19 protein-coding genes and 1 pseudogene are annotated in these 23,743 nt (G+C 71.8%); 6 read left to right on the forward strand and 14 right to left on the reverse strand.

The window, feature by feature from the left end; genetic code table 11:
- Positions 1 to 8: 8 nt before the first annotated feature.
- The 6 genes and pseudogenes from ABD352_RS11625 to ABD352_RS11650 all read right to left on the reverse strand — a co-directional run bounded on the left by ABD352_RS11625 (position 9) and on the right by ABD352_RS11650 (position 4,756).
- Positions 9 to 248: a hypothetical protein gene (locus tag ABD352_RS11625; protein WP_344612300.1), complete on the reverse strand. Its 240-nt coding sequence runs from the start codon at positions 246 to 248 to the stop codon at positions 9 to 11.
- A gap of 167 nt (positions 249 to 415) precedes the next feature.
- Positions 416 to 1,354, reverse strand: a pseudogene (locus tag ABD352_RS57595) (hypothetical protein); the annotation flags it as partial.
- Complete coding sequence (locus ABD352_RS11635; protein WP_344612302.1) at positions 1,354 to 2,376, reverse strand: family 43 glycosylhydrolase; 1,023 nt, start codon at positions 2,374 to 2,376, stop codon at positions 1,354 to 1,356. The gene ABD352_RS11635 and the pseudogene ABD352_RS57595, both read right to left, overlap by 1 nt.
- Positions 2,377 to 2,577: 201 nt before the next feature.
- Entirely contained in the window at positions 2,578 to 4,002 is a 1,425-nt protein-coding gene (locus ABD352_RS11640) for a sulfatase family protein (protein ID WP_344612303.1), read from the reverse strand.
- Positions 4,003 to 4,037: 35 nt separating this feature from the next.
- Positions 4,038 to 4,379: a DUF202 domain-containing protein gene (locus tag ABD352_RS11645; RefSeq protein WP_344612304.1), complete on the reverse strand. Its 342-nt coding sequence runs from the start codon at positions 4,377 to 4,379 to the stop codon at positions 4,038 to 4,040.
- Positions 4,376 to 4,756, reverse strand: coding sequence for a YidH family protein (locus tag ABD352_RS11650; protein WP_344612402.1), 381 nt, complete (start codon positions 4,754 to 4,756; stop codon positions 4,376 to 4,378). The genes ABD352_RS11645 and ABD352_RS11650 overlap by 4 nt, the downstream gene beginning before the upstream one ends.
- Positions 4,757 to 4,860: 104 nt before the next feature.
- Here ABD352_RS11650 and ABD352_RS11655 point away from each other — a divergent pair, with 104 nt between their 5' ends.
- On the forward strand, positions 4,861 to 6,033 hold the full coding sequence (locus ABD352_RS11655; RefSeq protein ID WP_344612305.1) for an ROK family transcriptional regulator: 1,173 nt from the start codon (positions 4,861 to 4,863) through the stop codon (positions 6,031 to 6,033).
- A gap of 31 nt (positions 6,034 to 6,064) precedes the next feature.
- Here ABD352_RS11655 and ABD352_RS11660 read toward each other — a convergent pair whose 3' ends face one another.
- Positions 6,065 to 6,571, reverse strand: a complete 507-nt coding sequence (locus tag ABD352_RS11660) for a MarR family winged helix-turn-helix transcriptional regulator (RefSeq protein ID WP_344612306.1) — start codon at positions 6,569 to 6,571, stop codon at positions 6,065 to 6,067.
- A 100-nt stretch (positions 6,572 to 6,671) separates the two neighbouring features.
- Here ABD352_RS11660 and icmF point away from each other — a divergent pair, with 100 nt between their 5' ends.
- Genes icmF through ABD352_RS11675 form a run of 3 tightly spaced genes read left to right on the forward strand, consistent with a single transcriptional unit; the run spans position 6,672 to position 11,976 of the window.
- Positions 6,672 to 9,923, forward strand: a complete 3,252-nt coding sequence (gene icmF, locus ABD352_RS11665; protein WP_344612307.1) for a fused isobutyryl-CoA mutase/GTPase IcmF — start codon at positions 6,672 to 6,674, stop codon at positions 9,921 to 9,923.
- 38 nt (positions 9,924 to 9,961) lie between these two features.
- Positions 9,962 to 10,816: a 3-hydroxybutyryl-CoA dehydrogenase gene (locus tag ABD352_RS11670; protein ID WP_344612308.1), complete on the forward strand. Its 855-nt coding sequence runs from the start codon at positions 9,962 to 9,964 to the stop codon at positions 10,814 to 10,816.
- Positions 10,813 to 11,976, forward strand: a complete 1,164-nt coding sequence (locus ABD352_RS11675; protein ID WP_344612309.1) for an acyl-CoA dehydrogenase family protein — start codon at positions 10,813 to 10,815, stop codon at positions 11,974 to 11,976. Before ABD352_RS11670 ends, ABD352_RS11675 begins: the two co-directional genes overlap by 4 nt.
- A gap of 99 nt (positions 11,977 to 12,075) precedes the next feature.
- Here ABD352_RS11675 and ABD352_RS11680 read toward each other — a convergent pair whose 3' ends face one another.
- The 4 genes from ABD352_RS11680 to ABD352_RS11695 form a co-directional block, all read right to left on the reverse strand.
- A complete protein-coding gene (locus tag ABD352_RS11680) occupies positions 12,076 to 12,837 on the reverse strand; it encodes an ABC transporter permease (protein ID WP_344612403.1) in 762 nt (253 codons plus the stop codon).
- A 10-nt stretch (positions 12,838 to 12,847) separates the two neighbouring features.
- Positions 12,848 to 13,606, reverse strand: coding sequence for an ABC transporter ATP-binding protein (locus tag ABD352_RS11685; protein WP_344612310.1), 759 nt, complete (start codon positions 13,604 to 13,606; stop codon positions 12,848 to 12,850).
- A complete protein-coding gene (locus tag ABD352_RS11690; RefSeq protein ID WP_344612311.1) occupies positions 13,603 to 14,463 on the reverse strand; it encodes a DUF4097 family beta strand repeat-containing protein in 861 nt (286 codons plus the stop codon). Before ABD352_RS11690 ends, ABD352_RS11685 begins: the two co-directional genes overlap by 4 nt.
- A gap of 73 nt (positions 14,464 to 14,536) precedes the next feature.
- On the reverse strand, positions 14,537 to 15,040 hold the full coding sequence (locus ABD352_RS11695) for a toxin-antitoxin system HicB family antitoxin (RefSeq protein ID WP_344612312.1): 504 nt from the start codon (positions 15,038 to 15,040) through the stop codon (positions 14,537 to 14,539).
- Positions 15,041 to 15,081: 41 nt separating this feature from the next.
- Here ABD352_RS11695 and ABD352_RS11700 point away from each other — a divergent pair, with 41 nt between their 5' ends.
- Positions 15,082 to 18,183 carry a 3-keto-alpha-glucoside-1,2-lyase-like domain-containing protein gene (locus ABD352_RS11700; protein ID WP_344612313.1) on the forward strand — a complete coding sequence of 1,034 codons (3,102 nt, stop codon included), beginning with the start codon at positions 15,082 to 15,084 and terminating at the stop codon, positions 18,181 to 18,183.
- Between the two features lie 87 nt (positions 18,184 to 18,270).
- On the opposite strand, the gene ABD352_RS11705 is transcribed toward ABD352_RS11700, so the two are convergent.
- A complete protein-coding gene (locus ABD352_RS11705; RefSeq protein ID WP_344612314.1) occupies positions 18,271 to 19,923 on the reverse strand; it encodes a sensor histidine kinase in 1,653 nt (550 codons plus the stop codon).
- A gap of 276 nt (positions 19,924 to 20,199) precedes the next feature.
- Here ABD352_RS11705 and ABD352_RS11710 point away from each other — a divergent pair, with 276 nt between their 5' ends.
- Positions 20,200 to 20,487 carry an SHOCT domain-containing protein gene (locus tag ABD352_RS11710; protein WP_344612315.1) on the forward strand — a complete coding sequence of 96 codons (288 nt, stop codon included), beginning with the start codon at positions 20,200 to 20,202 and terminating at the stop codon, positions 20,485 to 20,487.
- Between the two features lie 63 nt (positions 20,488 to 20,550).
- On the opposite strand, the gene ABD352_RS11715 is transcribed toward ABD352_RS11710, so the two are convergent.
- Both ABD352_RS11715 and ABD352_RS11720 read right to left on the reverse strand, forming a co-directional pair.
- Positions 20,551 to 22,833 carry a heavy metal translocating P-type ATPase gene (locus ABD352_RS11715; RefSeq protein WP_344612316.1) on the reverse strand — a complete coding sequence of 761 codons (2,283 nt, stop codon included), beginning with the start codon at positions 22,831 to 22,833 and terminating at the stop codon, positions 20,551 to 20,553.
- 11 nt (positions 22,834 to 22,844) lie between these two features.
- On the reverse strand, positions 22,845 to 23,741 hold the full coding sequence (locus ABD352_RS11720; protein WP_344612317.1) for a hypothetical protein: 897 nt from the start codon (positions 23,739 to 23,741) through the stop codon (positions 22,845 to 22,847).
- Between the last annotated feature and the right edge of the window lie 2 nt (positions 23,742 to 23,743).

A 23,743-nucleotide genomic window follows, 5' to 3' on the forward strand; every position in this document is an offset into this window, starting at 1 on the left:
CGCTCAGGTCATTGGGACACGAGCCCGTAGGTGCGCACGTAGTCGAAGCTGCCGGTCGCGCCGGTGCCGCCGAACGAGACGAGCCCGATGCGCAGCTTGCCCTTGACCGGCAACGACCAGCTGCCGCCCCAGGTCCAGTTGGTGCCGTCGGTGCTCGACGCCATCCGCACGTCGTGCTCCTGGTGCTCGGCGTCGTAGTGGTACTCCAGCCGCAGCCAGGTGGTGGCGGCCGGCGGCCCGCCGAACATCGGCCCGTTGAAGACCGCCGTCGGCGGCTGGGTCGTCGGCCGCTCCCCCTCCTTGCCGAACTCGGTCTGGTGCGTGAACGCGCCCGCGATGCCGTTGATCGGCGCACCGAGTGGGTCAGCTTGAAGTAGCGGTCGTCGTTCTCGTACAGCACCATGCCCGCCTGCTGCGCGGCCTTCGTGCCGTCGAACGTCACCTTGGTCTCCACGACGAAGTCGCCCTCGGGCGCGTCGCGCAGCAGCACCGACGCCGTGTTGTTGCCGGTGTGCAGATCGCCGCCCTGGGTGGGCCAGGTGAGCGCGCCGCCGTTCTCGGTCGCGGCCGCCGATGCGCCGCGGACCCAGCTCCACGCCGGGTTCGCCGACTCGGGCCGGCCGGTGCCGTCGAACTCGTCGGAGTAGGCCGGCTGGAGCTCGCCCAGCACCGGGTCCGCCACCCGCTGCGTGACCGGCTGGTAGAGCGGTGCGGCGCTGATGTTGTCCGCCTGGCCGGGCGCGCCCAGCGAGGCGGCGCCGACCCTGCCGGGCGCCGGCGAGTCCGGCACCGAGGCGTGCACCGTCGCCTGCGGGTCGCGCAGCCGGTCCGCGGAGACCTCGACGGTCAGGGCGGTGCCGCGCGCCTCGGCGGTCACGGTGTGCCAGCTGCCGAAGTCGAACGAGGCCGGCAGCGGCGCGCTGGTCTGCGTGGTCTGCCCGTGGTCGGTCACCGACACCACGAGGGCGCGGCGGCCGCGGTCGAGCCACGCGATGACCCGGTTCTGCGGGCCGCGGTCGGAGATGGCCAGCCCGACGGCGCCGGAGTCACCGGCCTGGGTCAGGCGCAGGTCACCCTCGACGCGCCGGTCACCGGACACGGGCTTCGCCTGCACGAACACCGAGGGCTGCGCGGGCGCGCCGGACTGGGCGAGCACACCCTGCGCGTCGGCGTCGTGCGCGAGCCCCCACTGGCCCTTGCCCGGTCCGTCGGGGACCCAGGCGGCCGGAATCCCGTCGTTGAAGGTGCTGCCCGCGACGGCGTCGGTGACGGGTGCGAGCTGCGGGCCGCTGGACGGTCCGGCCCCGGCGCGCAGCACCGGCCAGCCGTCGATCCAGTCGAGCCGGTCGATCATCAGCGGCCGCTTCGCCAGCGCGGCCAGCCGCCCGCCGCTGGCGCCGTTGACCGGGGGAAGTCCGGGTCGGCGGTGGGAATCGCGTGGTAGACCAGCCAGTCCTGGCCGGACAGGTCGGTCTGGATGGCGTTGTGCCCCGGCCCGGCGAAGCCGTTGCCGTTGGCGGCGGCGACGATGCCGCCCTTGCTGCGCCGGTCCATGAGCGGCTGCCCGTCCTGGGTGACGAACGGCCCGCGCGGGTTGTCGGCCCGGCCGACCTTCACGGTGTACCCGCTGAACGCGCCGTCGCAGCAGCCGCCGTCGGAGAAGAACAGGTAGTAGTGCCCGTCGCGGGCGACCACGAAGGCGCCCTCGGCCCGCCGGCCCTGCGCGACCTGGGTGATCGGGCCGGTCAGCGCGGTCGCGGCGGCGTTCATCGCCGACACGCAGATGGTGTCGTAGCTGCCCCAGTAGAGGTAGTTCGTGCCGTCGGAGTCGGTGAACATCGCCTGGTCGATGTTGCCCGTCGGGCAACCGCTGCCGCCGGCCGGGACCATCAGCCCGTGGTCGGTCCACGGCCCGGTCGGGCGGTCGCTGGTGGCCAGTGCGACCCCGCCGCCGGAGAGCGCGTAGGTCAGGTGGTAGGAGCCGTTGACGTAGCGGATGTCGGGGGCCCAGGGACGGCTCCCGCCCGGCCACCACGCGGGGGTGGCGCCGACGTCGAAGACGTCGCCCGCGTAGCTCCAGTGGACCATGTCGGTCGAGCGCAGCATCGGCAGGATGTGCTCGCCGGTCTCGCCCTTGCTGTTGAAGATGGGGTTCGTCGTGCCGTAGGCGTACCAGGCGCCGTCCTTGCCGCGGATCATGGCCGGGTCCGGGAAGGTGTCGACGACCTGCTGGGAAATCGGATTGGAGTAGGTCCGGGCCTGGTCGGCGGCCGGCGGCGCGGCGGAGACCGCATGGGTGTATGCGATGCCGGCGAGAGCCAGCGACACCACCAGCCCCGAACCGATGCCGGACCGCAGGGCGCGGCGGGTTGGCATGGGTGAACGTCCTTTCGTCGCTGTCGGTTCACGGCACGGCGAACCGGGTGCGCGGCGCGCGGCATGCGGGGTCGGTCGGGGGTGCGCGACCGGACCGCCGCAGGCGGTCGGAGCCCGTGCCACAACGACGGTATGAAGGGCAAATTCTTCCGGCAACAACCTGTCACAATTCGCTCACGGGCGGCTCGGGCCGCCCGCGGCTCACACGCCCGCCGGCCTCGGCTGACTGGGGTGCGGCTCGTCGCCGACGGCCGCCTGCGCGAGCCACATCTGCCGCTTCAGGTCCTCGCGGATCCCGGCGTAGGCGGGGTCGTCGTAGACGTTGCGGGTCTCGTCCGGGTCGGCGACGAGGTCGTACAGCTCCCACTCCGGCGGATAGGTGAAGGGACCGCAGCCGGGGACGCCAAGGCCGTCGTTGTAGAAGTAGATGATCTTATGGGTGTGCGTGCGGTAGCCGTAGTGGGCGGGCGCCTTGTGGAAGACGTCGTCGTGCTCCCAGTAGCGGTAGTACATCCCGGGCCGGTCCGGGCCGGGCTCGCCGAGCAGCTCGCCGAAGAAGCTGGCGCCCTGCATCCGCGGGTGGTGGGCGACCCCGGCGGCGTCGAGGATCGTCTGGGCGAGGTCGACGTTGGTGACGATGCCCCCGAAGCTGCCGCCGCGGGCCAGGCGGCGCGGGTAGGCGAGCACGAAGGGCATGCGCAGGGATTCCTCGTACATGAACCGCTTGTCGAACCAGCCGTGGTCGCCGAGGAAGAAGCCCTGGTCGGAGGCGTACATCAGCAGCGTGTCGGCGAAGTCGCCGCGCTCGCGCAGCCAGTCGACGACCCGGCCGACGTTGTCGTCGACGGACGCGACGCAGGCGAGGTAGTCCTCCATGAACCGCTGGTACTTCCACAGCGCCAGCTCCTCGTAGGACAGCCCCGGCGGCGGGGTCTGCTTGAGGTCGTCGGCGTTGAGGTGCTCGGCGATGCGCATCGCGGCCCGGCGCGCCGACGAGGACCGGCTGTCGTAGTCGTCGTCGAAGGTCCTCGGCAACGGGATCGGATCGCGGTACATCCCGGCGTGCTTCTCGTCCGGCTCCCAGGGCCGGTGCGGCGACTTGTGGTAGATCAGCACGCACCAGGGGTCGTCGCCGGGCAGGCTCTCGACCCATTCGATGGCCAGGTCGGTGATGAGGTCCGTGGTGTACCCGGGCACCTGCCGCAGGCCCTGCGCGGACAGGAACTGCGGGTTGAAGTACTCACCCTGCTCGATGAGCACGTCCCAGTAGTCGAAGCCCTGCGGGTCGTGCCCGTCGCCGTCGCCCATGTGCCACTTGCCGATCATCGCGGTGCGGTACCCCGCGGCCTTCAGCTGCGTGACGAACGTGGGCTGGCTGGCGTCGATCGGCGTGACGAGGGTCCGCACGCCGTTGACGTGGCTGTAGGTGCCGGTCAGGATCGACGCCCGGCTCGGCGAGCACAGCGAGTTGGTGGCGAAGCAGTTGTCCAGCCGCCAGCCCTCGTCGGCGATCTCGTCGATCCGCGGGGTGCGGTTGACCACCGAACCGTAGGCGCTGATCGCGTGGGACGCGTGGTCGTCGGTGAGGATCATGACGATGTTCGGTCGGCGGTGGTGGTTCGTCATCGCGTTGCCTTTCCGTGCTTGCTGCCGTCGGTCGCTCAGAGGTTCGCCGTGAGGCACGCGGCCAGCGCGGCCGCGCCGAGCAGGCCGGCGACGCAGGCCAGCGCGAGGTTCGACACCCCGGGGCGGTCCGCGCGCCCGGCGGCGGTCCAGCGCCGGTAGCGGCGATGCGCCGCGACGACGGCGACGAGCGCCGCGAGCCCGACCGCCACGGCCAGCACGGCGCCGGCGGGGCCGGCCCCGGCGGCGAGGGCGAGCGCGGCCAGCAGCGACGCGCCGGCCAGGGCGAGCGCGGTGCGCGACCAGGCGAGGGTGGTGCGCTCGGCCTGCAGCCCCGGGTCGCGGACGGTGCCCGGCCGCCGGTCCGCACGGGTGCTCATCGCAGCAGCACCGCCAGCGCGACGAGGACCCCGATGACGGCGACCACGATGCCCAGCGGCACCGACAGGAACGGCGACGGCAGGGGCTCCTCCCGGCGCAGGGCGCGCTCGCTGCGCGCCCAGTGGAACCAGGCGTGCACCGGCACCGCCACACCGCTGACGATGAGCAGCAGCGACGCCGCCAGGCGCAGGTCGGGCTGCAGCCGCAGCCCCAGCGACTCCAGCGCCACCCCACCCGCGATGAGCGCGAGCGAGGTGCGGATCCAGGCCAGGAACGTGCGCTCGTTGGCGAAGCTGAACCGCGCGTCCGGCTCCGAGCCCTCGGTGTAGACGCTCGCCGGGAACCGGCGCGGGCCTCGGGTCGTGCCTTGCCGCATCACCGGCCCGGGCTCCCGTGCCGCATGTGGAACTCCTTTACTTTCTCAAGTTGAGAAATTAACATCGGGGTTCTGGCCCGTCAATCCGCACGCCGAGGACGGACATGGCAGCAGAAGGCCGCTTCGAGCGGCTCGGCCGCAACGAGCGCGCCGTCATGCGGCTCGTGCGCGACGCCGGGCCGTGCTCCCGCACGGCGGCCGCCGCGGAGCTCGGCCTGTCCGCGACCACCATCACGAAGACGGTGGCGCCGCTGCTCGCCCGCGGCTACCTGACCGAGCACGACACCGGCGGCGGGGCCGGGGTCGGGCGCCCGGCGATTCCGCTCGCCGCGGTGCCGGAGGCCGTGACCGTCTGCGGCGTCCAGCTCGGCGTGGGCGCGGCGGCCATCGGGCTGGCCGACGGGCGCGCCCGGGTCCGGCTGGAGCGGTCGATGGCGCTCGACCCGAGCCTCGACGCGCCGGCGGTGCTGGACCGGGTCGCCGCCGCCGTGGCCAGGATCCTCGCCCGGGACGGCGGCGCGCCGTGCATCGCCGTCGGCGTGGCCGCGCCGGGCCCGGTCGACCCCGGGCGCCGCACCAACCTCATGTCGGTGAACCTGGGCTGGCGCGACGTCCCCGTCGCCGAGCTGCTCGAGGCGAAGCTCGGCATCCCCGTCCACGTCGACCACAACGTCCGCACGATGGCGCTGGCCGAGACGCTGTACGGCGGGCACGACGTGCGCGACCTGGCCTACGTCTACGTCCGCACGGGCGTCGGCCTCGGGCTGGTCCTGGACCGCAGGCCCTTCTACCCCGGGCTGCACGGGCTGAGCGAGCTGGGCCACCTGCGCGCCGTCGAGGACGGCGCCGCCTGCGCCTGCGGTGCGCGCGGGTGCCTCGAGACCGTGCTGTCCGAGCCGCACCTGCTCGGCCGCGCCCGCGACGCCGGGCTCCTGGACGGCGGTGGCGCGGACGCGCGGGGCGTCCTGACCGTCGTGGAGTCCGCGGCCGGGTCGGGCTCGCAGGCCGCCCTCGCCATCCGGGCCGACGTGGTGCGCCACCTGTCGGACGCACTCGCCAGCGTGGTGAACCTGTTCAACCCACGGCGCATCGTGCTGGGCGGCATCTTCGAGGCGGCCCCCGAGCCGCTGCTGGCGGACATCCGCGCGGCCACGAAGCGGGTGGTCTTCCCCTTCCTGCGCGAGGAGTTCCGCATCGACCGCCCTGCAGTGCCCAGCCCCGGCGTCGCGGGCGGCGCCGCGCTCGCGCTCGAAGCGGTCCTCTACGGCTCGCCCTGACCCCTACCGGCCGCTCGGGGCGCGACCCAGGTCAGAAGTCGCCCGCGCTCCGGCGCATCTCGGTGAGCACCGCGACCAGCGAGGTCACCGCGGCTGGCGAGATTCCGGGCGCGGCGAACACCTCCGCGTTGAGCTCCTCGGTGGCCCTGACCGCGAGTTCGCGGCCCGGGCCGAGGAGTTCGACGAGGGTGGCGCGCCGGTCGGTCGGGTGGGAGGTCCGGCGGACCAGCCCGGCCGCCTCCAAGCGGTCCACGGCGTTGGTGACGCTGGTGGGGTGCACCTGCAGCCGCGCGCCGATGGTGGCCATGGGCAGCGCGCCGGTGCGGCTGAAGTGCAGCAGCATGAGCGCTTCGTAGCGGGCGAAGGTGACGCCGTGGCGCCGCAGGACCGTCTCGACGCGGGCGAGGACGATCTGCTGGGCGCGCATCAGCGAGGTGATCGCCGCCATCCCGGCCGCGGCGTCGGACCAGCCGTGTGCGATCCACTGACGGCGCGCCTCGGCGATGGGGTCCATGGGCAGGCGGTCGGAACTGGACACGAAGCAATCCTAGAGGTCGTCACATTCCGTGGACATCATATAGTTGGCCGTCCTAGTATTTTGCCAGCCCGCATCACCGGAGCACCGGTCCAGGAGCGCCATGACCCAGCCGAAGCCGTCCGCCCACTCGTCCGCGCTGCACGCGCCCGTGCACCCCGTGCGCTTCGTCACGGCGGCCAGCCTGTTCGACGGGCACGACGCGGCGATCACGATCATGCGGCGGCTGCTGCAGACCCAGGGCGCGGAGGTCGTCCACCTCGGCCATGACCGCAGCGTCGACGAGGTGGTCAACGCGGCCCTCCAGGAGGACGCCAACGGCGTGGCGGTCTCCTCCTACCAGGGCGGTCACGTCGAGTACTTCAGCTACCTCGTCGAGCGGCTCGCCGAGCGCGGCGCCGGGCACGTGAAGGTGTTCGGCGGCGGCGGAGGGACGATCGTCCCCGCCGAGATCGAACTGCTGGCCGCACGCGATGTGCGCATCTTCAGCCCGCAGGACGGCCAGCGCCTCGGCCTGCCGGGAATGATCAATGAGCTGATCCGCGACTGCGACGTCGACCTGGCCGCCAAGGGGCCGGCCGTCGACGCGCTGCTGGCCGGCGACGAGGCGGCCCTCGCCCGGGCGATCACCGTGCTTTCGGCCGGCGCCGACGGCGCCCTGGCGGCCACGGTGCGCGGCGCCGCGGCCGCGCGCACCGTGCCGGTCCTGGGCATCACGGGCACCGGCGGGGCGGGCAAGTCGTCGCTGACCGACGAGCTGGTCCGCCGGCTGCGCCGCGACAGCGAGGACAAGGTGCGGGTGGCCGTCCTCGCGGTCGACCCCACCCGGCGCCGGGGCGGCGCGCTGCTGGGCGACCGCATCCGGATGAACAGCATCGCCCCCGGCGTGGTCTTCTTCCGGTCCCTGGCCACCCGCACCCCGGGCACCGAGGTGCCCGAGCACCTCGACGACGCCATCGCCGCCTGCAAGGCCGCGGGCTACGACCTGGTCATCGTCGAGACCCCGGGCATCGGGCAGGGCGACGCGGCGATCGTGCCGTACGTCGACGTGTCGCTGTACGTGATGACGCCCGAGTTCGGCGCCCCCAGCCAGCTCGAGAAGATCGACATGCTCGACCTGACCGACGCGGTGGCCATCAACAAGTTCGAGCGCCGGGGCGCCGAGGACGCGCGCCGCGACGTGGCCCGCCAGCTCGTGCGCAACCGCGAGGCGTTCGGCACCCCGTGGCAGGACATGCCGGTCTTCGGCACCAGCGCGGCCCGCTTCGACGACGACGGCGTGACCGCGCTGTACCAGCACCTCAAGGGACTGCTCGCCCCGCACGGCCTGCCCGCCTTCCAGGGCGTGCTGCCGGCCGTCGCCGGCCGCACCTCCACCGGGCTCTCGTCGGTGCTGCCGACGGGCCGGGAACGGTACCTGGCCGAGATCGCCGAGACGGTACGCCAGTACCACGCCACCACCGCCGAGCAGGTGGACCTCGCGCGCCGCCGCCAGCACCTCACCACCACCCGGGACCTGCTGTCCGCGCACGACCCCGAGGCGGCGAAGGCGGTCGAGGCGCTGCTCGCGCGCACCGAGGCCGACCTGCGTGGCGACGTCCGTGAACTGCTGGCCCAGTGGCCGGCGACCCGGGCCCGCTACGCCGGCGACGAGCAGGTGTACACCGTGCGCGGCAAGGAGATCCGCACGCCGCTGACCCGCACCACCCTGTCCGGCACGACGCTGCCCCGGGTCGGCCTGCCCCGCTGCGGCGACGACGGCGAGCTGCTGCGCTTCCTGCGCGGCGAGAACCTGCCCGGGTACTTCCCGTTCACCGCCGGGGTCTTCCCGTTCAAGCGGACCGAGGAGGCCCCGGCGCGGATGTTCGCCGGCGAGGGCGACGCGTTCCGCACCAACCGCCGCTTCCACCTGCTCAGCGAGGGGCAGCCGGCCACCAGGCTGTCGACGGCGTTCGACTCCGTGACGCTGTACGGGCGCAACCCGGACCGACGCCCGGACATCTACGGCAAGGTCGGCACCTCCGGGGTGTCGATCGCGACCGTCGACGACATGCGCGAGCTGTACGCCGGTTTCGACCTGTGCGCGCCCACCACGTCGGTCTCGATGACCATCAACGGGCCCGCCCCGGCGATCCTGGCGATGTTCTTCAACGCCGCGATCGACCAGCAGGCCGCCGCGTTCGTCGCCGAGCACGGCCGGGAGCCCGACGACGCCGAGCGGCGCGAGATCGCGGCGCGGACGCTGACGACGGTGCGCGGCACCGTGCAGGCCGACATCCTCAAGGAGGACCAGGGCCAGAACACGTGCATCTTCTCCACCGAGTTCGGGCTGCGCTGCATGGCCGACATCCAGGAGTGGTTCATCGCCCACCAGGTGCGCAACTTCTACTCGGTGTCCATCAGCGGCTACCACATCGCGGAGGCCGGGGCCAACCCGATCAGCCAGCTCGCGTTCACCCTCGCCAACGGGTTCACCTACGTCGAGGCGTATCTCGCGCGGGGCATGAAGATCGACGACTTCGCGCCCAACCTCTCGTTCTTCTTCTCCAACGGCATGGACGCCGAGTACACCGTCATCGGCCGGGTCGCCCGCCGGATCTGGGCCACCACCATGCGCGACAAGTACGGCGCCGGCGAGCGCGCCCAGAAGCTCAAGTACCACGTCCAGACCTCGGGCCGGTCGCTGCACGCGCAGGAGATGGACTTCAACGACATCCGCACCACGCTGCAGGCCCTGTGCGCCATCTACGACAACGCCAACAGCCTGCACACCAACGCCTACGACGAGGCGGTCACCACCCCGACCGCGCAGTCGGTCCGCCGGGCCCTCGCGATCCAGATGATCATCGACGCCGAGTGGGGCCTGTCGGACAACGAGAACCCGCTCCAGGGCTCGTTCATCGTCGAACAGCTCACCGACCTGGTCGAGGAGGCCGTGCTCGCCGAGTTCGACCGCCTCGCCGACCGCGGCGGCGTCCTCGGTGCGATGGAGACCGGCTACCAGCGCGGCCGCATCCAGGACGAGTCGATGCTGTACGAGCACCGCAAGCACGACGGGTCGCTGCCTATCATCGGGGTCAACACGTTCCTGGCCGAGGATGCGGCCAGGCCCGTCCAGACCCTCGAACTGGCCCGCGGCACCGAGGCCGAGAAGCAGTCACAGCTCGACCGGCTGGCCGGCTTCCACGCCCGGCACGCGGACGCCGCGCCCGCCGCCCTCGAACGGCTCAAGGCGGCCGCCACCGGCGGCGGTAACGTGTTCGACGCGCTCATGGACGCCGTGCGCTGCTGCTCGCTCGGCCAGATCAGCGCGGCGTTCTTCGAGGTCGGCGGCCAGTACCGGCGAAACGTCTGACAACAACGTACCTACGCACATCGGTCAGGAGCTATGGCATGAAGAACATAGGTGTGGTCGGCTGCGGCCTCATGGGCGCCGGCATCGCCGAGGTGGCCGCGCGGGCGGACCTGGACGTGCTCGTCGTCGAGTCGACCCCGGAAGCGGCCGCGGCAGGGCGTGAGCGCCTGGCCGGGTCACTGCGCCGCGCGGAGGCGAAGGGCAGGATCGCCGATGCCGCGGCGGTGCTCGATCGGGTACGCGTCGTCACCGATCTCGACGCCCTCGCCGATCGGGAGATCGTCATCGAGGCGATCGTGGAGGACGAGGGCGCGAAGGTCCGGCTCCTCTCGGCGCTGGACGCGATCGTGACGGCCCCGGACGCGATCTTCGCCTCCAACACCTCCTCGATCCCCGTCACCAGGCTCGCGGCCGCCACCTCGCGCCCCAGCCACGTCGTCGGCCTGCACTTCTTCAACCCGGTTCCGGTGCTCTCGCTCGTCGAGCTGGCACCGACCCTGCTCACCGATCCGGACGTGACCGAGCGCGCCCGCGCGTTCGGCGAGGCCCTCGGCAAGCACGTCATCGTGTCCAAGGACCGGTCCGGGTTCGTCGTGAACGCGCTGCTGGTCCCGTTCCTGCTGTCCGCGATCCGCATGGTCGAGTCCGGCTTCGCCAGCCCCGAGGACATCGACGAGGGCATGGTGCGCGGCTGCGCCCACCCGCAGGGCCCGCTGGCGCTGGCCGACCTCATCGGCCTGGACACCACGAAGGCCGTCGCCGAGTCGCTGTACGAGGAGTTCAAGGAACCGCTGTACGCCCCGCCGCCGCTGCTCTCCCGGATGGTCGAGGCCGGCCTGCTGGGCCGCAAATCCGGCCGCGGCTTCTACCGCTATGACCAGGGCCGCGCGTGAGTGCGTCCGCGTTCGACCTGTTCCAGCTCCCGGAGGAGTACCAGGACCTGCGCGCCGCGGTCCGCGCGGTGGCGGAGAACAAGATCGCGCCATACGCGGCCGACGTGGACGAGCGGTCCCGGTTCCCGATCGAGGCCTATGACGCCTTGCGGGCGGCCGACTTCCACGCCCCGCACATCGCCGAGGAGTACGGCGGCGCCGGCGCCGACGCGCTGGCGACCTGCATCGTCATCGAGGAGGTCGCCCGCGCGTGCGCGTCCACCTCGCTCATCCCGGCGGTGAACAAGCTGGGCACGATGCCGCTGATGCTCGCCGCCTCGGACGAGGTCAAGCGCCGCTATCTGCCGCCGGTGGCGCGCGGCGAGGCGATGTTCTCGTACGGCCTGTCGGAGCGCGAGGCCGGTTCGGACACGGCGAGCATGCGCACGCGCGCGGTCGCCGACGGCGACGAGTGGGTACTGAGCGGCCAGAAGAGCTGGATCACCAACGCCGGGGTCTCCCGCTACTACACGGTGCTGGCCGTCACCGATCCGGACGGCGGGCGCGGCCGCAACGTCACCGCGTTCGTCGTCGAGGACGGGGACGCCGGCTTCTCGTACGGCGAGCCGGAGCGCAAGCTGGGCATCAAGGGTTCGCCCACGCGGGAGCTGTTGTTCGACAACGTCCGCATCGGCGACGACCGCCGGGTCGGTGCGGTCGGAGACGGTCTCAAAATCGCCCTCCGGACCCTCGACCACACCCGTGTCACCATCGGCGCACAGGCGATCGGCATCGCCCAGGGCGCCCTGGACCACGCCGCCGCGTACGTCAAGGAACGCCGCCAGTTCGGCAAGGCGATCGCGGAGTTCCAGGGCATTCAGTTCATGCTCGCGGACATGGCCATGACCCTCGAAGCGGCGCGGCTGATGGTGTACGCCGCCGCGGCAAAATCCGAGCGGGCGGACGCCGACCTGTCGTTCTTCGGAGCGGCCGCGAAGTGCTACGCCTCGGACGCCGCCATGCGCATCACCACCGACGCGGTCCAGCTGCTCGGCGGCTACGGCTACGTCAAGGACTTCCCGCTTGAGCGGATGATGCGGGACGCCAAGATCACCCAGATCTACGAAGGCACGAATCAAGTTCAACGGATCGTAATGGCAAGGCAGCTACTCAAGGGCTGAATGCGCCAAGTTTCCGCAGGTTCAAATCCTGTCCCCGCTACAACCTCGAGAGGCCCCTGCTTCGCAGCGGGGGCCTCTTGCGTTTGAGGTTGCCGCCCGTCAGGAGATTTTGCGGCGGTAGACGCGCATGGCGAAGGTGTAGGCGACTGCCAGGGTGGCTACGCACCAGGCTAGGGCCAGCCAGATGTCATTGCCTACCGGCTGCTGCTCGAACAGGTGGCGGATGGCGTTGACGATTGACGTCACGGGCTGGTTTTCCGCGAAGGCGCGCACTGGGGCCGGCATCGTCGCGGTGGGCACGAATGCGGAGCTGATGAACGGCAGGAAGATGAGCGGGTAGGAGAACGCGCTCGCGCCGTCGACCGACTTGGCCGACAGGCCCGGCAGGACGGCGATCCACGTCAGGGCGAGGGTGAACAGCAGCAGGATGCCGGCGACGGCCAGCCAGGCGAGGATGTTGGCGCCGGAGCGGAATCCCATGAGCAGGGCGACGAGCACGACCACCACGACGGAGACCAGGTTGGCGACCATCGAGGTCAGCACGTGCGCCCACAGCACCGACGACCGCGCGATCGGCATCGATTGGAACCGTTCGAAGATGCCGCTCTTCGTGTCGAGGAAGAGCCGGAACGCGGTGTAGGAGATGCCGGAGGCGATCGTGATGAGCAGGATGCCGGGGAGCAGGTACTGGACGTAGTTGTCGGAGCCGGACTTGATGGCGCCGCCGAACACGTAGACGAACAGCAGCATGAAAGCGATCGGCATGATCGTGGTCGTGATGATGGTGTCCAGGCTGCGGGCGATGTGGCTCAGGGAGCGCCGGGTCAGGGTGGTGGTGTCGGCGAAGAAATGGGCGGTCATCATCGTTCCTCTACTTGTCCGTGCCGACGAGGGTGAGGAAGACGTCCTCCAGGGTGGGCTGCTTCTCGACGTACTCGACCTTGGCCGGCGGGAGCAGCTGCTTGAGCTCGTTGAGGGTGCCGTTCACGAGGATGCGGCCCTCGTGCAGGATCGCGATGCGGTCGGCGAGCTGTTCGGCCTCATCGAGGTACTGGGTCGTGAGCAGCACGGTCGTGCCGCGCCCGGCGAGTTCCTTGACGGCGTGCCACACCTCGATGCGGGCCTGCGGGTCGAGCCCCGTGGTCGGCTCGTCCAGGAAGATGACCGGCGGGTCGCCGATGAGGCTCATCGCGAGGTCGAGCCGGCGGCGCATGCCACCCGAGTACGTCGCGACCTTCTTGGTGGCCGCGTCGGTGAGCGAGAAGCGGGCGAGCAGGTCATCGGCGATCTGCCCCGGGTTCTTGAGGTGGCGCAGCCGGGCGATGAGCATCAGGTTCTCGCGCCCGGTGAGGATCTCGTCGACGGCCGCGAACTGACCGGTGAGGCTGATGGACTCGCGCACCTTGGCCGGCTGCGTGGCGACGTCGAAGCCGTTGACGCTGGTCGTTCCGGCGTCGGCCCGCAGCAGCGTGGACAGGATGCGCACGACGGTGGTCTTGCCGGCGCCGTTGGAGCCGAGCAGGGCGAAGATGGTGCCGGGGGTGACGTCGAACTCCACGCCGCGCAGCACCGGCGTCGCGCCGTACGACTTCTCCAGGCCTTGCACGTGGATCGCGGGGGCGGTGCTCATGGTGTCGCGTCCTTTCGCGGGGTGATGCGGCGGATGGTGACGTTGCCGTAGTTGTTGTGCAGGTGGAGCTCGACCGTGCGGTCGCTGGACCCGGCGTCGGGGTCGGCCGTGAGCTCACTGAAGACCCGGCCGTTGGCCGAGCTGGCGTCGATCCAGGCGCCGACGCCCACCGGAACGCCGACGTCGATGTCGGCGTGGCCGTTGTCGAGCCGGATCGCGCCGCCGTTGACCTCGCGGATGCGGATGGCGCCGTGCGCGCTGCGGGCGGTCACGTCGCCCAGGGCCCGGTCGATGGTCAGCGCGCCGGACGTGGCGGCCTCCACGTCGCCGGCGGCGGTACCGAGCTCGATGCTGCCGTGCGAGGCGCGCAGCTTGGCGGCGCCGCGGACGTGGGCGATTCGCAGCGCCCCGTGACCGGCGGTGACGTCGAGCCTGCCGGTCACCTCGGCGATGTCGGTGCTGCCGTAGGGCACGTTGAGGACGAGGTCGGCGACGGTGTCGGCGGTGACGCCGCCGTACTTGGCGAGGATGCGGCTGTCGCCGAGCTCGCCGCGGGCCCGGACCGACCCGTAGGCGTTCTCGACCGTGACGCGCGAGCCGGTGGGGACCTCGCAGTGCACGTCGACGGAGTCGCCCTTGCCGAACAGGTTGAGGCGGCGCGGTACCTTCACGCGGATCCGCCCGCCGTCGAAGGAGACCGTCGCCTCGCGGGCGAGCGACTCGTCGCCGCTGCGGCCAGGCTTGGTCGGCACGACCTCGACGACGGCCTCGGGGCGGTCCGAGGCGACGATGTCGACGAAGGCGACGCCGACCGCGATGTCCAGGTCGATGGGGCCGGAGACGTCGTAACTGGGCATGGTTGACCTCCAGGTGGCATGCCGGATCAGTCCCGCCGCCCGCGGCGGGACTCAAGGATTCGAGGGATGAGTGTTAGCGGGCCCAGCCGATGAAGCGGTCGCCCCGTTTGCTGTCGCGCCGCGGGGTGGCGGGCCGAGGAGCGCTCGGCTCCAGTGCGGCGGAGATCGCCCGGACGAACCAGGTGTTGACCGACACCCCCTCCTCGGCCGCGGCCTGCTCGGCCCGGGCCTTGAGCCGGTCGGGCAGTCGCAGCGTCGTGCGCGAGGTGACGGTGTCGTCCTGCGGCTCGGGCGCCGCGGAAGGGGCGGCCGGGGGCGCCGCGGCGGCCGGCTCGGCGGGACGTGACACCACGAGGTGCGGATCGCGTCCCCGCAGCACGACGTCGACCGACCCGGGGGCAATCTCCCGCGTGATCTCGCTGGCGACGTCGCTGAGCACGCCCAGCACCGTGAGTCGCGTGGCCGCGTCGAGCGCCCCGCTGAGCCGCTCCGCGACCGCGCGCGCTTCGGGGTCTCCGATCTCCGCCGCCGCGGCGAGCTGCGTCTGGAGGTCGGAGACGTACCGGTCGATGTCCATGACACCAAGATAGCACCACAGTGGTGTCATGACAATGGACTTTGACACCACGTGACACCACGGCGGACGTCGCTACGCAGGCGGGCGCGCGCAACGGCGCGCCCGCCCTTCGTCAGCTGCGACAACAGCCTCAGGCCATCGGCCTTTCCGTCCGGTGCGCTTTCGCTGCGTCCAGCAGAAGTAATCGACATTTCGACGCCGCGCTGCGCATCGACTTCTTCGAGCGCACCGGCGGGCAGCAACTGACGCTGGAGTGGCGGCCGCCGGGCGCGTCCGCGTTCACGCTCGTGCCCAACTCGGTGCTGAGCACCGACGCCGGCGTCGTGCGGGTGACCGCGCCCGGGCGCAAGGAGTGCGAGGGATCCGCCGACTCGCCCGGCGACGGGCTGCCGCTGTCGTCGGTGCACCCGGGGTACACCCTCACGAACCTGCGCCCGAGCGGCTTCAACCCGCAGGTGAGCGCGATGGACTGGTTCCCCGACGGGCGCCTCGCGATCGCCACCTGGGGCGGCAGCCTCAACACGACCGGCGAGGTGTACATCCTGCGCAACGTCACCGGCGCGACCTCGCCGTCGCAGGTGCAGTACACCCGCATCGCGTCCGGGCTCAAGGAACCCATGGGCCTGAAGATCGTCGACGGCATCATCTACGTCTCGCAGAAACACGAGCTGACCGAGCTCACCGACACCGACGGCGACGGGCAGATCGACCGGTACCGCACCGTCGCGACCTGGCCGTTCGACGGCAACTTCCACGAGTTCGCGTTCGGCCTGCTCTACCAGGACGGGTACTTCTACCTGAACCTCTCGGTGTCGATCAACCAGGGTGGCGCGACCACCGAGCCGCAGGGCTCGCCGAACCGCGGCACCAGCCTGAAGATCAACCGCTCGACCGGCGCCGTGCAGTACGTCGCCGGCGGCCTGCGCACCCCCGACGGCATCGGCTGGGGCCCGGGCGGCGAGATCCTCGTGACCGACAACCAGGGCGGCTGGCTGCCCGCATCGAAGCTCGTGCAGATCAAGCAGGACCGCTTCTTCGGCCACTACACCAACCCCGACGGCCCCTTCGACGGCCAGCCGGTCACGCAGCCGGTGCTCTGGCTGCCGCAGAACGAGATCGGGAACTCGCCGAGCACGCCACTGGTACTGCACAACGGACCCTTCGCCGGTCAGGTGGCCTTCGGCGACGTGACGTACGGCGGGGTCCAGCGCGCCTATCTGGAGAAGGTCAACGGCGAGTACCAGGGCGCCGTCTTCCGCATGACGCAGGGCCTGGAGATGGGCGTCCTGCGCATCAGCGAGGGCCCCGACGGCGCGCTCTACGCGGGCGGGCTCGGCGCCGGCGGCAACTGGGGCCAGGAGGGCAAGCTGACCTACGGCCTGCAGAAGCTGACCCCGAACGGCGTCAACGCCTTCGACATCAAGGCGATGCGCGTCAAGCCCGGCGGCTTCGAACTGGAGTACACGCAGCCGGTGTCGACCACCACGGCCGAGCAGCTGGCCTCGCACTACACGTTCAAGCAGTGGCGGTACGTCGCCACGCCGGCCTACGGCGGCCCGAAGGTCGACGAGGAGACCCTCCCGGTCACCTCGGCGACGCTGTCGGCCGACCGGTTGAAGGTCACGGTCCAGGTTTCCGGCCTCAAGCCCGGGCGGGTCGTGTACGTGCGCTCGCCGCGGCCGTTCACGTCGGCCTCGGGCGAGTCGCTGTGGAGCACGGAGGCCTGGTACACGCTCAACGCCCTCGCCGACGGCACCCTGCCGCCCACGGGCCAGCTGGAGGCCGAGTACTCGGGCCTGAGCGGCAGCGCGGGCGTCGCGACCGACCACAGTGGATACACCGGCACGGGCTTCGTGGCCGGCTTCGGCAACGCCGGCGCCGCGGCCACGTTCAGTGTCGCCGCACCCAGCGCCGGGTCGTACAACGTGGCGCTGCGCTACAGCAACGGCCCGAACCCGTCGGCCGGGCCGAAGACCGTCAGCCTGTACCTCAACGGTGCCAAGGTGCAGCAGATCACCCTCGCCAGCACCGGGGACTGGGAGACGTGGGCGACGCAGACGCAGACGCTCACGCTGCGGGCCGGCGGCAACACGATCGCGTACAAGGTGGACAGCGGCGACATCGGCCACGTCAACCTCGACAACATCGCCGTCTCGCCGGCCGGCGGCGGGTCGCCGGATCACAGCGGCACCATCACCGGCATCGGCGGCAAGTGCGTCGACGTCAGCAACGCCGGCACCGCCAACGGCACGAAGATCCAGCTGTGGACCTGCAACGGCACCACCGCACAGAGCTGGACCCGCACCGGCGACACGTTGCGCGCCCTGGGCAAGTGCCTGGACGTCGACAACGGCGGCACCGCCAACGGCACCAAGGTGCAGCTGTACGACTGCAACGGCTCGGCCGCCCAGGTCTGGCTGTCCCAGCCCGACGGCACCCTGCGCAACCCCCAGTCCGGCAAGGTGCTCGACGCGGCCGGCGGCGCCTCGGCCGACGGCACGCAGCTGCAGATCTGGGACGCGGCCGGGGTGGCGCAGCAGGTCTGGGTCCACAACGGACCGTCGCGGGTGACGCTGTTCAACGGCGGCAACCTTAACGCGTTCCAGAACGCCGACGGTACCGCCCCGACCTGGCCGGTCTCGGGCGGCTCGGCGGAGGTCCTGGGCGGCGACATCCGCACGAAGCAGACCTTCGGCGACTTCAAGCTCCACGTGGAGTTCTGGCTGCCGAACCTGCCGCCGGACGTCACGGGCCAGGCCCGCGCCAACTCCGGGATCTACCTGCAGGACCGCTACGAGCTCCAGGTCCTGGACACGTACGGCAAGGCGGTCCTGGCCAACAACGAGTGCGGGTCGATCTACCTCAAGCGCGCGCCCGACAGCAACCCGGCAACGGCGCCGGAGACCTGGCAGACGTACGACATCACGTTCCGGGCGGCCCGCTGGAGCGGCACGACGAAGACCGAGAACGCCCGCGTGACGGTCGTCTGGAACGGTGTCACGGTCCACAACAACGTGGCCGTCGACGGCCCGACGGGCGCGGGCGCCGCCGAGAGCCCGGCCGCGCTGCCGATCCGCCTCCAGGACCACGGCGACCCGGGCGCGAACGTGCGGTACCGCAACATCTGGATCGAACCCGTCTGACCCTGGGCCCGACGAGCGCGCCGGCCGGCGACGGCCGGCGCGTCCTCGTTCCTCTGCCGCCGAAGGAGAGGCGGCGGGGAACGGCAGTCAGCCCCCGTTGATGGGAAGCTCCGCATGGATCAGCGTCCCTTGGCCGGCGGGGCTGTGCACGCTCAGGGTTCCGCCGAGCGCCTCGACCCGGTCGGTGAGGCCGATCAGCCCGGAGCCCCGGCTGGGATCGGCGCCTCCCACGCCGTCGTCGTGGACATTGACGTGCAGGAGGTCGTCCACGACGCCGACGTTCACGTGCGCGGTCGACACCTTGGCGTGCTTGATGGCGTTGGTGAGCGCCTCACTGACGACGTAGTACGCCGCCACCTCGACCGGCTCCGGCACGCAGTTCTGGATGCTCACCTCGAGCCCCACGGAGATCCCGGCACGGCGGGCAAGCGTCTTGAGGGCGGAACAGAGGCCCCCTTGCGACAGGATCGCCGGGTGGATGCCGCGGGAGATCTCGCGAAGTTCCTCCAGCGCGTCGTTGAGACCGTCCGCGATGTGGCCCAGCTCCCCCTGCAGGTCACCTGGCAAGGACCGCTGCGCGACACGCAGGTCCAGTCCCAGCGAGACCAGCCGTTGCTGGGTCCCGTCGTGCAGGTCGCGCTCGAGCCGCCGGCGCGTCTCGTCGCTGGTGGCCACGACCCGGGCCCGCGAAGCGGCGAGCTCCGTGCGCGCCTGCGCGTTGGAGATGGCGGTGGCGACGAGCTCGGTGAAGTCGCTCATCCGCAGCTCGGCGTCCGCGGGCATCGGCAGGGTCCGGACGGCCGCGGCGATCACTCCCCACAGCCGCCCGTTGACGACGATCGGCCCCCCGGCCCCGGCGGTGAACCCCATTCGCCGGGCCAGCGCCGCCTCCGGGCCCGGCACACTCGTGAAGTCTTCGACCCGGGCCGGAAGCCCGCTGCGGAAGATCCGCCCGGCCACGCCTTCGTCGTCCACGGTCCCCAGGCCGCCCAGCGGCACCCGGCGACCCGCCTTGTTCCAGCCGGCCACGATGGTCACGCCGCCGTCTGGCTCAATGCGGTGGATGGCCGTGGCGTCGACCTCGAGCACCTGTCCCACCTCCCGGGTGACGGCGGTGAGGATCTCCCCCGGTGGGGCTCCACGGGCCACGAGGGTCGCGACGCGCCGCAGCGCGGCCTGTTCCGCGACCAGCCTGCTCATCTTGAGCCGCACCTGGGTGGCCCAGATCGAGGCGCCCATCATTTCGGTGAGCTCCACGATCCTGTGCTCGGTGTCGCTGGGCAGTGACTCGGGCCGCGTCGCCGACACGACGATCGTTCCCCACAACTGGTCGTTCAGAAAGACCGGCATCCCGACCGACGCGCAGACCCCCGAGTCGCGAAGGCGTTCGGCGATCAGCCCGGAAACGTGGGCGTAGGTGTTGAACCTCGCGGGCCGGCGAGTCCTCTTCACCATCGTCGCGATGTTGTGTCCTGCCACCGGGACACGGACGCCGAGCGGCAACGTCAATCCGTTGTTGCTCCACACCGCCTCGACGACGGCGAGGTCGCCGACGTACCGCACGACGTGCGCGGCGTCCGCGTGCACCAGTCGCCCGACCTCCTCCGCCACCGCGGTCAGCAGCTCCGGCAGGGGCGCCCCACGCATCACGAGTGCGATGTTGCGTCGCACGGCGGCCTGCTCTTCGAGCAGCCATGCGTACTTCCGCTCGGCCGTGGATAGATTTTCTCGGCTGACCACGGATCGCTCCCTCCATCAGCCTGAGCACAAGTATATGCTGAAAGGTCCGATTTACCCGATCGGCGGCATGATCGTGTGCCTGCACGAGGAGCCGCTCGTTCATGCCACGTCTCCTGCTTTCCGTGGCCGTTGTTCCGTAGCCGCTGCGTCCGTACCCGGGCGGTGCGGCAGGGACGGGACCTCCGGCCCCAATCGCGATGACATTGCGCCATACCCGCCGGCGACACACGGCGGGAAGGTTGCGATGTCCGGCACGACCCGGAAAGGAGCGACGTGATGATGTACTGGGGCAACGGCATGAGCGCGTGGGCCATGGCGTTCACGACCCTGGTGAACCTGGTGTTCTGGGCGCTGGTGATCGTCGGCGTCGTGATGCTGGGGCGCCATTTCGACCGGCGCACGCCGCCGAACACCGCGCCACGCTCCGGCCCGAAGGACGGCCGCCCGCTCGCACACCAGATCCTCGACGAGCGGTTCGCGCGGGGCGAGATCGACGAGGACGAGTACTTGCACCGCCGTCAGGTGCTCGACGGGCGACCCACCGCCCGCCCGTCCGTGGGGTGACGCCGAGGGACGGCGTGGGTGCGATCCGTCAGATCGCGACCACGCCGCCACGTTTGCGGAGCTCTACTGACGGCCGGCGCTGCTGGCGCTGCTCGGGTGTGCCGGCTTGAACCGCCGCAGGCGCAGGCTGTTGGTGACGACGAACACTGAGGACAAGGCCATCGCCGCGCCGGCGAGCATCGGGTTGAGCAGCCCGGCGGCCGCGAGCGGCAGGGCGGCGACGTTGTAGGCGAACGCCCAGAACAGGTTGCCTTTGATGGTGCGCAGGGTCCGCCGCGACAGGCGGATCGCGTCGACGGCGGCCAGCAGGTCGCCGCGCACGAGGGTCAGGTCGGACGCCTCGATGGCGACGTCGGTGCCGGTGCCCATGGCCAGGCCCAGGTCGGCCTGGGCGAGCGCCGCGGCGTCGTTGACGCCGTCGCCGGCCATCGCGACGACCTTGCCGTCGGCCTGGAGGCGTTTGACGACGTCGACCTTGTCCGCCGGCAGGACGTCGGCGATCACCTCGGCGATGCCGACCTGGTCGGCCACGGTACGGGCGACGGTGGCGTTGTCGCCGGTGAGCAGGATCGGGGTGAGGCCGAGCGCGCGCAGGGCCGCGATCGCCTGACGGCTGGTCGGCTTGACCGAGTCGGCGACGGTGAGCAGGCCTCGGGCCCGGCCGTCCCAGCCGGCGAGGATCGCGGTACGGCCGGCCGCCTCGGCGGCGGTCTGGGCCGCGCGCAGCTCGTCGGGGATGGTCAGGCCGTCGTCGAGCAGAAGCTTCGCCCGGCCGGCGGTCACGGTGCGGCCCTCGACGGTGCCCCGCACGCCGAGCCCTTCGGCGTTGCCGAATCCGCTCACCGCCGGCAGGGGGCCGTGCCGCTCTGCCGCGGCGGTGGTGATCGCCCGCGCGATGGGGTGCTCGGAGGCGGCCTCCAGCGCGCCGGCGATCCGGAGCAGGTCACCGGCATCGGTGCCGTCCGTGCCGACGACATCGTGCAGGCTCATCCGGCCGGTCGTGACGGTGCCGGTCTTGTCCAGCACGACGGTGTCGACCCGGCGGGTGGACTCGAGGGCCTCGGGGCCCTTGATGAGGATGCCGAGCTGGGCGCCGCGGCCGGTGCCGACGAGCAGCGCGGTCGGCGTGGCCAGCCCCAGCGCGCAGGGGCAGGCGATGATGAGCACCGCGACGGCGGCGGTGAACGCGGCGGTGAGCCCGGCGCCGGTGCCGATCCAGTAGCCGAGGGTGGCGACGGCGAGGGCGATGACGATCGGGACGAACACGCCCGAGATCCGGTCGGCCAGGCGCTGTACGGCGGCCTTGCCGGCCTGCGCCTCCTCGACCAGCCGGGCCATCTGGGCCAGCTGGGTGTCCGCGCCGACGCGGCTCGCGCGCACGACGAGCCGTCCGCCGGCGTTGACGGTCGCGCCGGCCACCGCCGCGCCGGGGCCGACCTCGACCGGGACGGACTCGCCGGTCAGCATGCTGGCGTCGACGGCGGAGGTGCCGTCCTCGACGATCCCGTCGGTGGCGATCTTCTCGCCCGGCCGCACGACGAACCGGTCCCCCACCGCCAGCTGTTCGACCGGGATGCGGGTCTCCGCGTCGCCCCGCAGGACGGCGACGTCCTTGGCGCCGAGCTCCAGCAGGGCGCGCAGGGCAGAACCCGCGCGGCGCTTGGCCCGGGCCTCGAAGTAGCGGCCGGCGAGGATGAACAGGGTCACGCCGGCGGCGGCCTCGAGGTAGATGTTCCCGGTACCGTCGCTGCGTTCGATCGACAGCTCGAACGGGTGCGTCATGCCGGGCGTGCCGGCGGTGCCCAGGAACAGCGCCCAGAGCGACCAGCCGAACGCGGCGATCGTGCCCAGCGAGACGAGCGTGTCCATGGTGGCCGCGCCGTGGCGCAGGTTCGTCCACGCGGCCCGGTGGAACGGCCACCCGCCGTAGACGACGACCGGCGCGGCGAGGGTCAGCGACGCCCACTGCCAGAAGGTGAACTGCCACGCCGGGACCATCGCCAGGACAATCACCGGGACGGTGAGCGCCAGCGTCACCCACAGCCGGGTGCGCAGGCCGCGCAGCTCGTCGGCCGGCTCGGCCGCGGTGCCGCCGGCGTCGGGCGGCTCGGGCAGGGCGGCGGTGTAGCCGGTCTGCTCGACCACGGTGATCAGATCCTGCGGGGTGAGGTCGCCGGTGTAGGTGACGGTGGCCTTCTCGGTGGCGTAGTTGACGCTCGCCGTGACCCCGTCGACGCGGTTGAGCTTCTTCTCGATCCGCATGGCGCAGGAGGCGCAGGTCATGCCGCCGATCGCCAGTTCGATGTGCTGCGGTACCGCGATCAGCGGCCCGGTCTGCGATGCCATCGGTGCCTCCTTCAGCCGTGCGTGGGGACGGCGCCGGCGACGGCGGTGAACTCCGCGGTACGGACCGTCCCGCCGTGCTGGAAGTCCAGGAACAGCCGGTAGGCGCCGGCGCTGGGCACCTCGGCGAAGAACGTGATCTGCGGGCCGGCCGCGGTGTGGCCGTCCCCGGGCGCGCCGTCGGGGTGGACGTGCAGGTAGGCGAGGTCGCCGTCGCGCAGCGCGACCAGGTGGCCGTAGGCGCCGAGGTAGGGCTGCAGGTCGGTGACCGCGGCGCCGGCGCGGGTCACGGTCAGGGTCAGCTTCGACGCGGTACCGGGGGTGAGCACGCCGTCGAGGGCGATGGTGTAGCCGTCCACGGTCGCGGTCCGCTGCGGCGCCGGCAGCGCCACCGGCCGGTAGTCGCCGGGGGCGGGCACATCGACGCCGAGGGTCAGCCCGCGCCCGTGCCCGGCCGGCTGGAAGTCGGCGAAGACCCGGTACTGCCCCGCCGTGGCCACGGCCAGCGGCACGCTCCAGGTGCCGTCCGGGTCGCGCCGCGGGTGCAGGTGCTGGAACCCGGACAGGTCCCGGCGGACCACGATGAGGTGCAGCTCCTTGTCGTGGCTGACCGCGTAGCCGGTGACCGGCGCAGCGTCGGGCCCGAGGATGCGGAAGCGGAACGGCACCGCGCCCGTCGTGCTAAGAGTGGTGGTGAGCGGCTGGAGGCGGTAGCCGTCCTCGGTGACCTGCAGTCCACCGGGCACCCCGGCTCCGTGACCCGCGCCGGTGGGCGTGGTGGCGGGGTGGTGGGTGTCGGTGTGGGCGGCCGGGGCCGGGGCGGGGCCGGCGATGCTGCCGACCCCGACTGCGGCGGTGAACACGGCCGCCAGCCCCAGCGCGTAGGCGCCGAGCTTGAGCGGAGTGCGCATGG

This window comes from Dactylosporangium salmoneum, from assembly GCF_039532525.1.
GTDB lineage: Bacteria > Actinomycetota > Actinomycetes > Mycobacteriales > Micromonosporaceae > Dactylosporangium > Dactylosporangium salmoneum.

What these genes read in the sequence shown, in the direction of transcription:
- ABD352_RS11655 (WP_344612305.1), top strand. Translation starts at nt 4,861, where the DNA reads ATGGCAGCAGAAGGCCGCTTCGAGCGGCTCGGCCGCAACGAGCGCGCC.
- icmF (WP_344612307.1), top strand. Translation starts at nt 6,672, where the DNA reads ATGACCCAGCCGAAGCCGTCCGCCCACTCGTCCGCGCTGCACGCGCCC.
- ABD352_RS11640 (WP_344612303.1), bottom strand. Translation starts at nt 4,002, where the DNA reads ATGACGAACCACCACCGCCGACCGAACATCGTCATGATCCTCACCGAC.
- ABD352_RS11635 (WP_344612302.1), bottom strand. Translation starts at nt 2,376, where the DNA reads ATGCCAACCCGCCGCGCCCTGCGGTCCGGCATCGGTTCGGGGCTGGTG.
- ABD352_RS11690 (WP_344612311.1), bottom strand. Translation starts at nt 14,463, where the DNA reads ATGCCCAGTTACGACGTCTCCGGCCCCATCGACCTGGACATCGCGGTC.
- ABD352_RS11650 (WP_344612402.1), bottom strand. Translation starts at nt 4,756, where the DNA reads ATGCGGCAAGGCACGACCCGAGGCCCGCGCCGGTTCCCGGCGAGCGTC.
- ABD352_RS11715 (WP_344612316.1), bottom strand. Translation starts at nt 22,833, where the DNA reads ATGGCATCGCAGACCGGGCCGCTGATCGCGGTACCGCAGCACATCGAA.
- ABD352_RS11670 (WP_344612308.1), top strand. Translation starts at nt 9,962, where the DNA reads ATGAAGAACATAGGTGTGGTCGGCTGCGGCCTCATGGGCGCCGGCATC.
- ABD352_RS11685 (WP_344612310.1), bottom strand. Translation starts at nt 13,606, where the DNA reads ATGAGCACCGCCCCCGCGATCCACGTGCAAGGCCTGGAGAAGTCGTAC.
- ABD352_RS11720 (WP_344612317.1), bottom strand. Translation starts at nt 23,741, where the DNA reads ATGCGCACTCCGCTCAAGCTCGGCGCCTACGCGCTGGGGCTGGCGGCC.
- ABD352_RS11695 (WP_344612312.1), bottom strand. Translation starts at nt 15,040, where the DNA reads ATGGACATCGACCGGTACGTCTCCGACCTCCAGACGCAGCTCGCCGCG.
- ABD352_RS11625 (WP_344612300.1), bottom strand. Translation starts at nt 248, where the DNA reads ATGTTCGGCGGGCCGCCGGCCGCCACCACCTGGCTGCGGCTGGAGTAC.
- ABD352_RS11710 (WP_344612315.1), top strand. Translation starts at nt 20,200, where the DNA reads ATGATGTACTGGGGCAACGGCATGAGCGCGTGGGCCATGGCGTTCACG.
- ABD352_RS11645 (WP_344612304.1), bottom strand. Translation starts at nt 4,379, where the DNA reads ATGAGCACCCGTGCGGACCGGCGGCCGGGCACCGTCCGCGACCCGGGG.
- ABD352_RS11680 (WP_344612403.1), bottom strand. Translation starts at nt 12,837, where the DNA reads ATGACCGCCCATTTCTTCGCCGACACCACCACCCTGACCCGGCGCTCC.